Source organism: Catenulispora pinistramenti (assembly GCF_018274385.1).
GTDB classification, from domain to species: Bacteria; Actinomycetota; Actinomycetes; order Streptomycetales; family Catenulisporaceae; genus Catenulispora; species Catenulispora pinistramenti.
In genome coordinates this window covers 62,162-75,817 of the sequence record NZ_JAAFYZ010000013.1, presented here as the reverse complement: position 1 = coordinate 75,817, position 13,656 = coordinate 62,162, and the positions used below count along the sequence as shown (strand labels likewise).

General features: G+C 71.8%; 12 protein-coding genes. 9 read left to right on the top strand and 3 right to left on the bottom strand.

Translation table 11 applies throughout. The features are described from left to right. The first annotated feature begins 16 nt into the window (after positions 1–16). The 4 genes from KGQ19_RS06225 to KGQ19_RS06210 are packed head-to-tail and all read left to right on the top strand — an operon-like array spanning position 17 to position 4,273. Positions 17–670 (top strand): SCO family protein, encoded by a 654-nt coding sequence (locus KGQ19_RS06225; RefSeq protein WP_212008104.1) that lies wholly within the window; start codon positions 17–19, stop codon positions 668–670. Beyond that, positions 667–1,146, top strand: a complete 480-nt coding sequence (locus KGQ19_RS06220) for a copper chaperone PCu(A)C (RefSeq protein WP_212008103.1) — start codon at positions 667–669, stop codon at positions 1,144–1,146. The genes KGQ19_RS06225 and KGQ19_RS06220 overlap by 4 nt, the downstream gene beginning before the upstream one ends. Further along, positions 1,143–2,996 (top strand): copper resistance CopC/CopD family protein, encoded by a 1,854-nt coding sequence (locus KGQ19_RS06215; protein WP_212008102.1) that lies wholly within the window; start codon positions 1,143–1,145, stop codon positions 2,994–2,996. Before KGQ19_RS06220 ends, KGQ19_RS06215 begins: the two co-directional genes overlap by 4 nt. Before the next feature lie 11 nt (positions 2,997–3,007). Next, positions 3,008–4,273 (top strand): Dyp-type peroxidase, encoded by a 1,266-nt coding sequence (locus KGQ19_RS06210; protein ID WP_212008101.1) that lies wholly within the window; start codon positions 3,008–3,010, stop codon positions 4,271–4,273. A gap of 36 nt (positions 4,274–4,309) precedes the next feature. Here KGQ19_RS06210 and KGQ19_RS06205 read toward each other — a convergent pair whose 3' ends face one another. After that, positions 4,310–5,155: a hypothetical protein gene (locus KGQ19_RS06205; RefSeq protein WP_212008100.1), complete on the bottom strand. Its 846-nt coding sequence runs from the start codon at positions 5,153–5,155 to the stop codon at positions 4,310–4,312. Positions 5,156–5,272: 117 nt separating this feature from the next. On the opposite strand from KGQ19_RS06205, the gene KGQ19_RS06200 reads away from it, so the two are divergent. Both KGQ19_RS06200 and KGQ19_RS06195 read left to right on the top strand, forming a co-directional pair. Then, positions 5,273–5,788 carry a VOC family protein gene (locus KGQ19_RS06200; protein WP_212008099.1) on the top strand — a complete coding sequence of 172 codons (516 nt, stop codon included), beginning with the start codon at positions 5,273–5,275 and terminating at the stop codon, positions 5,786–5,788. 110 nt (positions 5,789–5,898) lie between these two features. Then, the gene (locus tag KGQ19_RS06195; RefSeq protein ID WP_212008098.1) at positions 5,899–7,428 is read left to right on the top strand and encodes a hypothetical protein; all 1,530 of its coding nucleotides are present in this window, start codon (positions 5,899–5,901) and stop codon (positions 7,426–7,428) included. A gap of 96 nt (positions 7,429–7,524) precedes the next feature. Here KGQ19_RS06195 and KGQ19_RS06190 read toward each other — a convergent pair whose 3' ends face one another. Further along, a complete protein-coding gene (locus tag KGQ19_RS06190) occupies positions 7,525–9,762 on the bottom strand; it encodes a tetratricopeptide repeat protein (protein ID WP_212008097.1) in 2,238 nt (745 codons plus the stop codon). Between the two features lie 162 nt (positions 9,763–9,924). Next, on the bottom strand, positions 9,925–10,239 hold the full coding sequence (locus KGQ19_RS50890) for a DMT family transporter (protein ID WP_212008096.1): 315 nt from the start codon (positions 10,237–10,239) through the stop codon (positions 9,925–9,927). A 225-nt stretch (positions 10,240–10,464) separates the two neighbouring features. Here KGQ19_RS50890 and cmk point away from each other — a divergent pair, with 225 nt between their 5' ends. The 3 genes from cmk (at position 10,465) to der (ending at position 13,581) form a co-directional block, all read left to right on the top strand. Beyond that, complete coding sequence (gene cmk / locus KGQ19_RS06180; protein WP_212008095.1) at positions 10,465–11,193, top strand: (d)CMP kinase; 729 nt, start codon at positions 10,465–10,467, stop codon at positions 11,191–11,193. A gap of 14 nt (positions 11,194–11,207) precedes the next feature. Beyond that, the gene (locus KGQ19_RS06175; protein WP_212008094.1) at positions 11,208–12,017 is read left to right on the top strand and encodes a lysophospholipid acyltransferase family protein; all 810 of its coding nucleotides are present in this window, start codon (positions 11,208–11,210) and stop codon (positions 12,015–12,017) included. An 85-nt stretch (positions 12,018–12,102) separates the two neighbouring features. Further along, positions 12,103–13,581 carry a ribosome biogenesis GTPase Der gene (der, locus tag KGQ19_RS06170; RefSeq protein ID WP_212008093.1) on the top strand — a complete coding sequence of 493 codons (1,479 nt, stop codon included), beginning with the start codon at positions 12,103–12,105 and terminating at the stop codon, positions 13,579–13,581. Positions 13,582–13,656: the final 75 nt, after the last annotated feature.

Sequence of the window (13,656 nt, the reverse complement as noted above, 5' to 3'; positions counted from 1 at the left end):
GGAGAGAAGAAGAATCATGAACCCGCGGTCCACCCGGATCGCACGCCTCGTCCCGATGGCCGCCGCCATCGGGACGCTGGCCGTGCTCGCCACCGCCTGCGCCAGCCCCTCCCAGGAGGTCGCGCAGGCCTCCGGCCAGGTCTCCACGCAGCAGTCCAAGTACAAGGGCACCGAGCTGGGGATCCCCACCCCGATCCCGCCGGTGACGCTCACCGACTTCAACGGCAAGCCCTACGACATCAAGGCGAACGCCGCCGGCAAGCTGACGCTGATCTACTTCGGCTACACGCACTGCCCCGACGAGTGCCCGACCACCATGGCCGACCTGGCCGCGGCCCTGCGCCTGACCCCGGCCGCCAAGCGCGCCGAGGTCCAGGTCCTGTTCGTCACCACCGACCCGGACCGGGACACCCCCTCGGTGATGAAGGCCTGGCTGGGCAAGTTCGACCCCTCCTTCATCGGCCTGACCGGCACCGTCGCCCAGGTCGACAACACCGCCAAGCTCGCCGCCACCCCGGTGCAGCCGCCGGTGAAGAACCCCGACGGCTCGATCGAGGTGGACCACGGCACCCAGGTCAACGCCTTCGGCGCGGACGGCCTGGCGCACGTGGTGTGGCTGTCCGACACCTCCCCGAGCGACATCGCCCACGACATCGCGCTGCTGACGTGAACCTCCCGCTGAAGGTCGGCGCGCTGGCCGCCCCGGTGGCGGTGCTGGCCGCCGGTGCGGGCCTGCTGCTGTGGTCCGGCGGCAGCGCCGGGGCCAGCGCCGCACAGCTGAAGATCAACGACGCCTACGTCCGCGAGCCGGCCAACCCCGACGAGGCGGCGGCCTACTTCACCATCGCCAACGACGGCGGCACCGCCGACACGCTCACCAAGGTCGCGTCCTCGACCGGCCGGGCCTCGCTGCACGAGACGGTCGGGCCGAAGATGGTCGCGCTCGCCTCGGCCCCGGTCCCGGCGCACGGCACCCTGGACTTCTCCCCCGGCGGCAGCCACCTGATGATCGACGATCCGGGGCCGCTCACGCCGGGGACGAAGGTCCGGCTGACGTTCACCTTCGCCGCGTCGGCGCCGATCACGGTGACAGTACCGGTGATCGGGATCGCCGATCCGGCCCCGGGCGAATCCTCAGGTCAATGAGGGGCGGCTTATCGGCGACCGGCGGCGCGGTGCGGGGCAGCGGCGGCGGACCGGGCAGCGGCCGAGCGGCGCGAAAAGGCGGCGGCATACGCAATGCGCGGCGTCACCTCATCGCGGTCCTGACAGCGGTCCTGTGCCTGTGGGGCCTGGCTGCCGCGCCCGCCGCCTCCGCGCACGCCACCGTCGTCTCCACCGACCCGGCCGACGGCACCCTCCTGCCGACCGCCCCGACCCGCGTGACCGTCACCTACGACGAAGCCGTGTCGCTCCAACTCGGTGCGCTGCGCGTCTTCGCCCCCGACGGTTCGCAGGTCGAGGCCGGTTCGGCCGACCACCTCGGCGGCAAGCCGCAAACCGCGAGCGTCGCGCTGAAGCCGGGCCTGAAGAACGGCACCTACGTCGCGTCCTGGCGCGTCATATCAGCGGACTCCCATCCGGTCCGCGGCGCGTGGACCTTCTCGATCGGCACCACCTCCACGCCGAACTCCGGCGGCGCCGAGGCCGCTCCGACCGGTTCCCGCACCGTCGGCGTCGTCTACGGCGTCGCCCGCTGGCTCGCCTACCTGGGCTTCGCGGCCCTGGCCGGCGGCGCGCTCCTGCTCATCGCGTTCACGCCGAAGCTGGCGCACGACCGGCGACTGCGCACGCTGATCGGCGGCGGCTGGTTCGCGCTGCTACTGGGAACGGTCGCGGCTCTGTTGTTGCAGGGCCCTTACGGCGGTGGCTTCGGCATCGGCCGCGCCTTCGACACCGACGTGCTGCGCGCCACCTTGCAAACCCGGCTCGGCAAGGCCCTGGCCTGGCGGCTGATGCTGCTCGGCGCGGCGGGCGTCATGGTGTCCTGGATCGCGACCCGGCTGGCCGACGTCTCAGTCCGAACCCGGCGAGTAGCGGGCGGTATCGGGGCGGCGATAGCCATCGGCCTCGCTGCGACCTGGTCCGTCGCCGACCACTCCGGCACCGGCTCGCAGGTCGCGCTGGCCCTTCCGGCCGACATGCTGCACCTGCTGGCGATGGCGACCTGGGTCGGCGGGCTGGCCGCGCTCGCCGCCTCGGTGCTCGGTCCGCGAGGGCAGGAACCGGCACAGGAAGAAGAACAGGAACCCGCGCAGGATCAAGAACAACCTGCCCAAGCGCAGGCCGTCGACATCACCGACGCCGAGCGCCTGACCCTCGTCCGCCGCTTCTCGACCACCGCCTTCGCAGCGGTCTGCGTCCTCGCCGCGACCGGCATCTACCAGGGCTGGCGCGAGGTGCGGCACTGGGACGAGCTGTTCGACACCGACTACGGCCGGATGCTGATCATCAAGTCCGGCATCTTCCTGGTCCTGCTGACCCTGGGCTTCCTGGCGCGCCGGATCCTGGCCGCGGCCTCTCCGGACCTGGCACGGCTGCGACGCTCGGTCGCCGCCGAGTTCGGGCTGGCGATCGTGGTACTGGCGGTCACCGCGCTGTTGGTGGAGTCGCAACCGGCTTCGGAGGGCGCGCCGAAGGCCGGACCGGCGCGGGCATCGGCGCCGTTCGACACCGGGTCCGCCAACGGGACCGGCACGGTGAACGTCACGCTGCAACCGGCGCGCGTCGGCCAGGGCCAGCTCACCGTCGACGTCCTGGACAAGAACGGCACACCCGAATCGGTGCCCGAGGTCGACGCCGCGTTGGCGTTGCCGACACAGCAGCTCGGGCCGATCCCGCTGAAACTGCGATCCGCCGGACCGGGCCAACCGGGCCGCTACACGGCGGCCAGCGCGGTGGTGCCGATGGCCGGGACCTGGCAGGTACTGGTCACGGTGCGGACCACCGACATCGACCAGAGCACGGTCGTCCTCACCGTCAACGTACGCAAGTGAGTGAGAGTTCTGTGAAACGACCATTCCCCAGCCGCCGCTCCTTCCTCACCACCGGCGCCACCGGGCTCGGCGGCGTCGCGGTCGGAGCCGCGGCCTCCGCCCTGCTCTTCGACGACCACGCCTCGACTCCGGCCGCCGATCTGGTCACCGGCCTCGGCACCACGGCTGTCGCGACCCCGTTCCCGCACCAGGCCGGCATCTCCGTCCCCGCACGTCAGCAGAGCCACGGCACCGTCGTCGCGTTCGACCTCGTCGCCACCGCGAGCGCCGGTCAGCTCAAGACCCTGATGAAGGCGTGGACCGCCGCCATCGCCGACCTCACCGCGGGCCGCGTCCCGGCCGGCAGCTCTGAAGCCACCGACACCACCGCGCTCGGCAGCGGTCCCTGCTCGCTCACCATCACTGTCGGCTTCGGTCCCTCGTTGTTCGGCAAGGCCGGCGTCAGTCCCGACGCGCGCCCGCCGGAGCTGGCGCCGCTGCCCGCGTTCGGCACCGAACAGCTCGACGCCGCGCGCAGCGACGGCGACCTCGGCGTGGTGATCGCCGCCGACGACGCCCTGGTCGTCTTCCACGCGCTGCGCACCCTGACCCGCGCCGCCGCCGGGACGGCCACGCCGCGCTGGATCATGTCCGGTTTCAGCCGCGCGCCCGGTTCCTCGCCCGACGCCGCCTCCACCAGCCGCAACCTCATGGGCCAGCTCGACGGGACCAACAACCCCACCCCCGCGCAGCCGGGCTTCGAGGGCAAGATCTACGTCGCCGCCGACGCGCCGACCGCGTGGCTGCGCGGCGGCTCGTACCTGGTCTTCCGGCGTATCAGGATGCTGCTGGATTCCTGGGACGCGCAGACCACCGCCGAACAGGAGCGCGTCATCGGACGCCACAAGGACACCGGCGCCCCGCTGTCCGGCGGCACCGAGCACACCCCGGTCAACCTCTCCGGGCAGAACCCGGACGGCTCCCTGGCCATCCGCGGCGATGCCCACATCCGCCTCGCCGCCGCGGCTTCGAACGGCGGCGCCACCATCCTGCGCCGCGGTCTCAGCTACGACGACGGGCTCAAGCCCGACGGCCAGCCGGACGCCGGGCTGCTGTTCCTCGCGTGGCAGGCCGATCCGAACCACGGCTTCATCCCGGTGCAGCAGCATCTGACGCGCAGCATGGACGCTTTGAACCGCTTCACCACGCACGAGACCAGCGCGTTGTTCGCGATGGTCCCGGCCCCGGCGGCTGACGGCTATCTGGGGCAGGCACTGCTGGAACCGCGAAGCGCATAATCAGGGTTCGATGAACTACGGACGGGGTTCGATGAACTACGGACACTGATACTTCAGGTCCCCGGCGCTCGCCGTCTCGGCACCCGACGCGAGCACGCCGGGGTTGGTGATGCGGAAGGTGGCGGTGACGGTACCGCTGCCGGAAAGCTTCAGCTGCCATGCCAGATGTACCTTCGGCGACCTACCGCTCACCGTCTCCGCACCCGAGACAGCCTGGGTGGTGTGGTTCTTCGCCGGGATGTCCCACTCGTAGTCCACGACTCCGGTCCCGCCGTTCGTCGTGAACTCCGCGACCATGTCGACCGAGGTGTCGCAGATCCCTGAGGGCTGCACCGGAGCGTTGTTGTGTACTGAGATGCTGGAGATCTGCACCGGCATCACGGTCTTCTTGTCCCGCAACTTGATACCGGCGAACACCGCTGCTCCGGCCACCGCGCCGACCAGCACGAGGCCGACCAGCGTCCGAATGAGCCGGCTGGGCAACCCGTCCTTCAGGTCCCTCTTCACGGGCTCCTGAACCCCGTACCCGTTCACCGGCGTGTCGCCGGGCCCGGACACCGGCTCGGACCCGAGCAACAAGGCGACGGTCCGCTTCGCCGCCTCGGCCTGCGGCACCACCGGCGTGATCAGCCAGATCCGGCCCGCGTCCTGGACCAGGTCCAGCACCGGCAGCGTCCCGGGCAGCAGCCCGCCGCGCGCCGCCACCGTCCGTTCGACCAACCGGGCCACGCCGCCGGCCGCCTCGACCCGCGCGGGCTCGAACCGCAGCACGCCGAGCGGGCGTCCGTCGGCCCCGGTGGCCGAGTACCACACACCGTCGGAGCCGCGCAGCACCTCGGCTCCGAGCTTCAGCCCGACCCCGGGCAGTCCGGCCTCGCTCAACGCACTCCCCCAGGTGGTCCCTCGCCCTTGCGGCCGTACGCCTGATCCGCGCTTGCGGCAGTGTAGAACGTCCGGAGACGATGGAGGTCGCCCCTGTCGGAAGAAAGCAGCCGAACAATGCCCGTCACCCGTCTCAACCACGCCGTGCTGTACGTCCGGGAACTCGATCGCAGCCTGGCCTTCTACCGCGACCTGCTCGGCTTCGAGGTACTCAGCGAACTCCCCAACGCCGCCTTCCTGCGCGCCCCGGGCTCCACCAACGACCACGACCTGGGCCTGTTCGCGATCGGCTCCGGCGCCGGCTCCTCGGAGGCCGGCCGGACCCGCGTCGGGCTGTACCACCTGGCGTGGGAGGTGGACACACTGACGGAGCTGGCACGCTTCGAGCAGACACTGAAGGCGCACGGGGCACTGGTCGGCGCCAGCGACCACGGCACCACCAAGGCCCTGTACGCGCACGACCCCGACGGGCTGGAGTTCGAGATGTCGTGGCTGGTCCCGGCCGACCGGGTGGCCGACGCGCAGCTGCCGGAGGGCTCATTCACACTGCCGCTGGACCTGCCTCGCGAGATCGAACGGTACGGCGCCCAGACGCGCGGTGGGGTCGGGATCTCGGACGTGTTCGCGCCCTGACAGCCGGGTTCAGGAGCCGTGACAGGGAGCGGACATAGCGGTATGCTTGAGGATTTTTCCGACTTCCGACTTCCGACTTACGGAGTGCGGAGCAGCGGCGGTGGGCGACCGTGCGAACCGAGGCAGAGGTGCTGGCGGTGGTCCGCACGGTGCCGTCTGCGCGGCGGCTGCTGGACGTCGCGGACGTCTTCGCCGGTGACCCGCGGATCGCGATCCACTGGGCGCTGGATCCGGGATCGACGCTCGGCGGCGGAGCTCGGGCCCTGTTGGAGGCGCGGGGGATTCGACCGCTGTCGTTGAGTTCGGCGGCTGATGCCGGGCCTGCGCCTGGCAGTAGCTCCGGCTCCGGCAACAGCTCCGGCTCCGGCGGCGACCGTCGCTGGCGGCTGGTGCTGGCGGCGAGCGAGAACAGCCCGCTGGACCAGATCAAGGCCCCGATCCTGTTGCTGCCGCACGGCGCGGGGCACGGCAAGGGAATCGCGTCCGAACGCGTCGCGCAGTGCGCTCCGGCCGCCATCGGGCTGGCGAACGCGCAGGACGCGGCGCGCTTGGCGTCCCTGTCGCCGGCATCGGGGGCGGCGGTGCGGGTGGTCGGCGACCCCTGCTGGGATCGGCTGGTCGCCAGCCGGCATCAGCGTTCGCGATACCGGGCGGCGCTGGGCGTCGGCGGCTCGGCGCGGTTGGTGGTGCTGAGTTCGACGTGGGGGCCGCTGTCCCTGTTCAGTCGGCACACCGACCTCGCCGCGCGTCTGACCGCGGCCCTGCCGTGGGACGAATGGCGGGTGGCGATGGTGCTGCATCCGGGAGTGCGCGCGGTGCACGGCGATGACACGGTGTTCCGCTGGCTTCGTCCCGCACTGGACCGCGGGCTGCTGCTGTTGGACTCCGACGACGAGTGGCGCGCGGGCCTGCTCGCCGCCGACGCGCTGATCGGCGACCACGGCTCGGTGACGCTGTATGGAGCGGCGCTGGGGGTGCCGACGGCGTTCGCGTGCTTCGGGTGGGAGGAGGTGGATCCGGAGGCCCCGATCGCGGGGTTGGGACGCGCGGGGCGGTACTTCGACGCGGGCGACGCGCTACTGGGGCAGGTGGCCGAGCTGGCCGACGGCGCGGGCGAATCAGGGCTGGCGGAGCGGGTCTTCGCACATCAGGGCGGGGCCTTGGAGCGGATCGCCGAGGTGGCATACGAGCTGATGGAGATGCCGCGGGTCCGGCGGGACGTGGCACCGGTCGCCGTACCGCTGCCGCGCGGAGCGCATCCGACGCCGAGCGCGTGGTGGTTCAGGACGAGGGCGGACGGCGGCGGGGTCGCGGTCGAACGCTACCCGGTCGCCGAGAGCATGCCGAGCGGCGCACGGCTACTGGCGCATGTTCACGGGCCGGACCCGCGCCGACCTGCCGCGGCGACGGTGGTGGTCGGGACGGCGGATCTCGACGCGTATCCGGGAGCGTATGTCGCGGTCCAGGGGGCGGTGGTCACACTGCGCGGGCATGGCGCGGTGGAGGCCGAAGGGGATATGGATACGGCGGTGGTCGGTGCGGCGCTGCATGCGTGGGTGTTTCAGCTCGGGCGCGCGGTGCCGGGGCAGCTGCGGGTTAATGGCAGTGACGTGCGGCTGAAGGTTCAGTGGCTGGTGTAGGCGGCTGCTGGCATAGGCGGCTGCGCTTCGCTGGCTGCGAGGCGCAGCGAAGCGAGGCAAAGCGCATCTCGCGCTCGCCGGGCCAGCCGCAAATGCCTATCGCCTATGCGCCGCGCGCAACATCACCTCAGCGTTGTACTTGTCCCCCGCCATCCGTTGCGCCTCCAACAGCGGCAGCGCCTCCTCCAAGTACCGCACCGCCTCGCCGCCACGGTTCGCATTGAGCAGCGCCTCAGCCAAATCCATCCGCAACCGCGCCTGGAGCCTCTGCTCGTCGGGCGCGACCCCCAGCGCCTCCTCCAGCACCGTCACCGCCCGCTCGAACTCCCCGCCCCACCGCAGCGCCCGCCCCTGCATCTCCATCGCCAGCACCTCACCGCGGGTCACGTCCTCGCCCTCGCGCCGGTGCAGCCTCCGGCATTCCACGAACAGCTCGTACGCCTTCTCGTGCTCGCCGTCCGCCAACTCGACCAGGCCCACGAATTCCGTCACCGAGGCCCGCAGGCGCGCCGGAGCGTTCCCGACGAGCTGCGCCGCACGCGTCACGGCCGCCCGAGCCCCGACCTTGTCATAGGTCTCCAGCAGGCATCGCGACAGCTCGCACAGGTTGCGTGCCTCGGCCTCGGCGAATCCCGTCCGGCGCGCCAGGGCCGCGGCGTGCCGGTAGAGCCACGCCCCGTCGTCCCAGCGGCGGTAGTTGGTGACGTAGGGCCACACGCTTCCGGCGATCCGCAGGGCGGCGTCGTCGTCACCCGATTCCGCGCACGCCAGGAGGTCCGGGAGGTGCGCGTCCACCCAGTGCAGCCCCTCGGCTCCCGTCGCGAACCGTCCGCCGCCCGCCACGACCTCCGGGACGCGCAGCGGCCGGTTGGGCGAGGCAGCCGCGTCAGCCTCCTGAACCGTCGCGACCAGCATGTCCCGCACTCGCCTCAGCGCCGCGGTACGGGCCTGGACACCGAACTCCCCGGCCCGCTGAGCGGCCTCCCGCGCGTGGTTCCGTTGCATGTCGCCGACCCGGTAGCCGGTCGCGGGCCACTCGTGCTCGGTGACCATGTACTTGGCGAGCAGCGTCTCCAGCGCGGCGACGGTCACGGGCTCGGGCAGGTCGGCGAGCGCCGCGAGGACGCCGGGCTGGAAGTCGGCACGCTCCAGGTGGCCCATCGCCCGGTAGGCCTGGGCGGCGTCGGAGTCCAGTTCGGCGTAGCCGGCGTCGAAGACGAGGTCCACGACCTGCCGCCCGCCGCCCCGCTTGCGCAGCACGTCCAGCTGCCGCCCGCCGTCGGCCAACAGCGCGGCCAGCTGCGCGACCGGCCAGTCCCGCTTCTGCCCCAGGATGCCCGCGGCCAGCGCCAGCACCGCCGGGATCCCGTCGCATGCCTCGACCACCTGCTCCACGGCCTCCGGCTCGGCGTCCACGCGCGCGTCGCCGATCAGCTGCCGCGTCAAAGCCACGCCGGCGTCCGCGTCGAACGGCCCGACCTCGACGAACTCGGCGCCCTCGGCTGCCAGCTCGGCCAGCGGCTCGGCGCCGACGGCGACCAGGAGGCTCCCGCCGCCCGGCAAAGCCTCGCCGCTCTCCGGAATCAAAGCCCGCACCTGCCCCGGCTGCGTCACCTCATCAACCACCACGCAGTACCGCTTCCCCCGCATCACCGAGTGCCACAGCGCGACCCACTCCGCGTCCGACCGCGGCACCGACGTATCCACCCCGACCCGCCGCAACAGCTCCCGCGCGACGTCGGCGACCCCCATATCCCGCCCCCGATCCGGCAGCTCGAGGTAGACACAGGCTTCGAAAGCCTTCGCGGCCACCAGATCCGCCAGCCACTTCCCCATCAGCGCCGTCTTCCCGATCCCCGGCCGTCCCGCGACCACGACCACGCCGGCCGCGGCGGCATCCGTCAGGTCCGCCTGCTCCCCGACGCGGTTCACGAACACCCGCGGCGGCGCGATCACCGGCGGCACCACCCGGAGCCGCGGGATGTCGCCGGCTTCGCGTGCCGTCGCGAGGAGGTCCGCCACCTCGCGTGCCATCTCCGGATCCACGGCCGCCCGCCGCATGATCGCCACGGCGTACTCCTCGGCGCGCGCCGGATCGAGCTCCACCGGCTCCAGATCCACGTGCCCGCCACCGGCCGCACCCTGGCCGAAGTCCGCGCCCTGGCCAGAAGCCGCGCCCACGTCGTCGCCCCGCCGAGCCATATGCATCCGGACGAGCAGCCCCTTGGTCCGCTCGGCGACCACCGACCCGGTCTTCTTCCCGATCTCCGCGGCCCCGGCGTTCGCCGCCGCCTTCACCGCCCCAACCAACAGCAAAGTGGGCTCCAGCTCCATAGCCCGCGCTCCCCACATACGTCGGGTCCGTGATCAGGGTTCTGATCACGGACCCGATCGTAGCTGGCCGAGTACGTCCCGTGACATGCCCGGCGGGCGCGTCCGCGGGCCGTCAGCGCGGCGCATCGGTGCGGCGAATCGGTGCGGCATTCAGCCCGGCATTCAGTGCAGCATTTTGAGACCAATCACACATCCGACGATCCCGGCCAGCAGCAGCACCTTCCCCGCCGACACCGTCTCGCCGTCGAACACCATCCCGTAGGCCACCGTCAGCACCGCGCCGATGCCCACCCAGACGGCATAGCCGGTGCCGACCGGGAGCGTGCGCAGCGCGTAGGCCAGCCCGGCCATACTCAGCAGCAGGCCCAGGCCGAAGATGGCGGTCGGGCCCAGCCGGTGCAGGCCCTCGGACTTGCCCAACGCGGTCGCCCAGACCGCTTCCATGCACCCCGAGACGACCAGGACGATCCAGTCCACTGCCGTACACCTCGCCTTCCGATCGCTGATGCCGCGAAAGTCCTCGAAAAAACGCACCGGCGGCGCATCCGCGCCAAGCACGCGAACCACCGCCGAATATCCGATGACCCATCCAATCAACCCCGGGCCGCTCGGGGCTAATGGGAAACCCGTGAGCCCGGCCACCAGATACTCTTGATGGGCCGCAGGTCCCGGTCGCTGATCACGTCGCTTGGAGTCAACCGCATGCCGCTGCCCAGCCAGCACACCCTGTCCCGGATGGTCGTCGCGATCGACGGTCCGTCGGGGTCGGGCAAGTCGAGCGTGTCGCGCGGGGTCGCCGCGCGCCTGGGCCTGCGCTACCTGGACACCGGCGCGCAGTACCGGGCGATGACCTACTGGATGCTGCAGAACAAGATCGACATCGCCGACCCGGCCGCGATCGCGGCCGACGCCGGGGCGCCGGCGATCGAGTCGGGGACCGATCCGGCGGCGCCGGCGATCAGCGTGGACGGGCACGACGTGGCGGTCGCGATCCGCGAGGCCGACGTCACCGGCGCGGTGAGCGCGGTGGCGGCGGTGCCGGAGGTGCGGGCCCGGCTGATCGCGCTGCAACGGCAGATCATCGGGATCGGCGGGATCGTGGTCGAGGGCCGGGACATCGCCTCGGTGGTGGCCCCGGGCGCCGGCGCCAAGATCTTCCTGACCGCGTCCGAGGACGCCCGGGCCGCCCGCCGGAACACCGAGAACGGCGGCGGGGCCGGGACCGTGGCGGCCACCCGCGAGGCGCTGACCCGCCGCGACAGCGTCGACAACCGGACCAACGCGCTGGCAGCGGCCTCGGGGGCGATGGTGGTCGACGCCACCGAGCTGACACTGGAGCAGGTGATCGACCAGGTCGCCCGCATCGTCATCCACGCGGCCCAGGGCTCCGCGCCGAACGCCGCCTCCCAAGGGGTGGGACTCACCAGATGAAGGTTCTCCGAGACATGCCGCACCGACCGTCGGTCCCATGGCGCGGCCGGCTCGCCGACGCCACGCGCGGCCCGGGCCACGACCGGGACCGGGACCGGGACCGGGACCGGGACCGGGACCCGGATCTGGATCGGGATCGGGATCGGTCCGGCGGCACGCACAACCACACACCGCCCAGCGCGCGCGGCGCCAAGCGCGCCCACCGCATCGGCGTGCCGCTGATGAACTCGCTGTGGCACGTCACCCAGCACAACACCGGTAACGTCCCGGCCGACGGCCCGCTGCTGCTGGCCGGCAACCACACCAGCTTCCTGGACGGCCCGCTGATCGCCGGGGTGGCACCGCGACCGGTGCACTTCCTGGTCAAGAAGGAGATGTTCGTCGGCCCGCTGGGCCCGATACTGCTCGGGCTCGGGCAGATCCCGATCGACCGGGACCACCCGGACCGCACGGCGATCCAGGCGGGGCTGGCCACCCTGCGCTCCGGCGGCGTGCTGGGGGTGTTCCCCGAGGGCACCCGCACCACCGGCGAGTTCGAGTCGGTGCACAACGGCCTGGCCTACTTCGCGCTGGCCACCGGGGCCCCGGTGCTGCCGGTGGCCTGCCTGGGCACGGCCGCCAACGGCAAGACGGTCGGCTCGCTGCCGACCCCCCGCACCCACCTGGACCTGGTGTACGGAACACCGGTGACGCTGGCGGAGTTGACCCAGGGGTCCGAGGGCCTGGGCCGGCGGCAGAAGATCGCCGCCATCAGCGAGGAACTGCGGGTCCGCCTGGCGGCGCACGTGCAGTACGCCAAGCAGCTCACCGGGCGCGACAATTAGACACAGCCGGACCCGGCTGCCCCGCCTGAGTGCGGGGCCGCGGGCATCGGCCGCACGCTTCCACTGAAGACACGAGGAATCCCTGATGCAGCCCGAGACCGAGGACTACACTCCCGGCGACGTCGCCGACACCGGCGCCGTCACCGCCGAGGGGTACTTTGACGAGGACTTCGACTACGAAGCCTACGCCGAAGGACTCGACTCGGAGGACTGGGAACGCGGTGAGGGCGAGGGTGTCCGGCTGCCGGTGCTGGCCGTCGTCGGCCGCCCCAACGTCGGCAAGTCCACGCTGGTCAACCGCATCCTGGGCCGCCGCGAGGCCGTGGTGCAGGACGTGCCCGGCGTCACCCGCGACCGGGTGTCCTACGACGCGCACTGGAACGGCCGCCGCTTCACGCTGGTCGACACCGGCGGCTGGGAGCGGGACGTGGAGGGCATGGCCAAGGCCGTCGCCTTCCAGGCCGAGGCGGCCATCCACGCCGCCGACGCGGTGATGTTCGTGGTGGACGCCACAGTCGGCATCACCGACACCGACGAGGCGGTGGTCCGCGTCCTGCGCCGGGCCGGCAAGCCGGTGGTGCTGGTCGCGAACAAGGTGGACGACGAGCGCACGGAGGCCGAGGCCGCGGCACTGTGGAACCTGGGCCTGGGCGAGCCCCACCCGGTCTCGGCCCTGCACGGCCGCGGCTCCGGCGACCTCCTGGACGCGGTCCTGGAGGCCCTCCCCCAGACCCCGGCGGTCCGCTTCGGCGAGCTGATGGGCGGCCCCCGCCGCGTGGCCCTGGTCGGCAAGCCCAACGTCGGCAAGAGCTCACTGCTGAACAAGCTGGCCGGCGAGGAACGCGTCGTCGTCGACGCCACCGCCGGCACCACCCGCGACCCGGTCGACGAACTGATCGAACTGGGCGGCAAGACCTGGCGCTTCGTCGACACCGCGGGCATCCGCCGCCGCGTCAACCAAACCTACGGCGCCGACTTCTACGCCTCCCTCCGCACCCAAGGCGCCATCGAGAAGGCCGAAGTAGCGGTGGTCCTGGTCGACGCCAGCGACTCCCTGACCGAACAAGACCTCCGCATCATCACCATGGTCGCCGAAGCCGGCCGAGCCCTGGTCATCGCCTACAACAAGTGGGACCTCATGGACGAGGAACGCCGCTACTACCTGGAACGCGAAATCGAACGCGACCTGGTCCAAGTCCGCTGGGCCCCCCGCGTCAACCTGGCCGCCCGCACCGGCCGCCACGTAGACAAACTCGTCCCGGCCCTGGAACAAGCCCTGGAAGGCTGGGAAACCCGCGTCCCCACCGGCAAACTCAACGCCTTCCTCGGCACCCTGGTAGCAGAGCACCCCCACCCCCTCCGCGGCGGCAAACAACCCCGCATCCTCTTCGGCACCCAGGCAGCCACCCGCCCACCCCGCTTCGTCCTGTTCGCCAGCGGCTTCATCGAAGCCGGCTACCGCCGCTTCATCGAACGCCGCCTCCGCGAGGAATTCGGCTTCGTCGGCTCCCCGATCCAGATCTCGGTCAAGGTCCGGCAGAAGAACAAGGACCGTAAGAAGTAAGACCACGGGAACCGACGCCGCAGAAAGCGAGCCCGCGGAAAGCAGGACGACGCGCCACCCCGGGGGACGCTAACC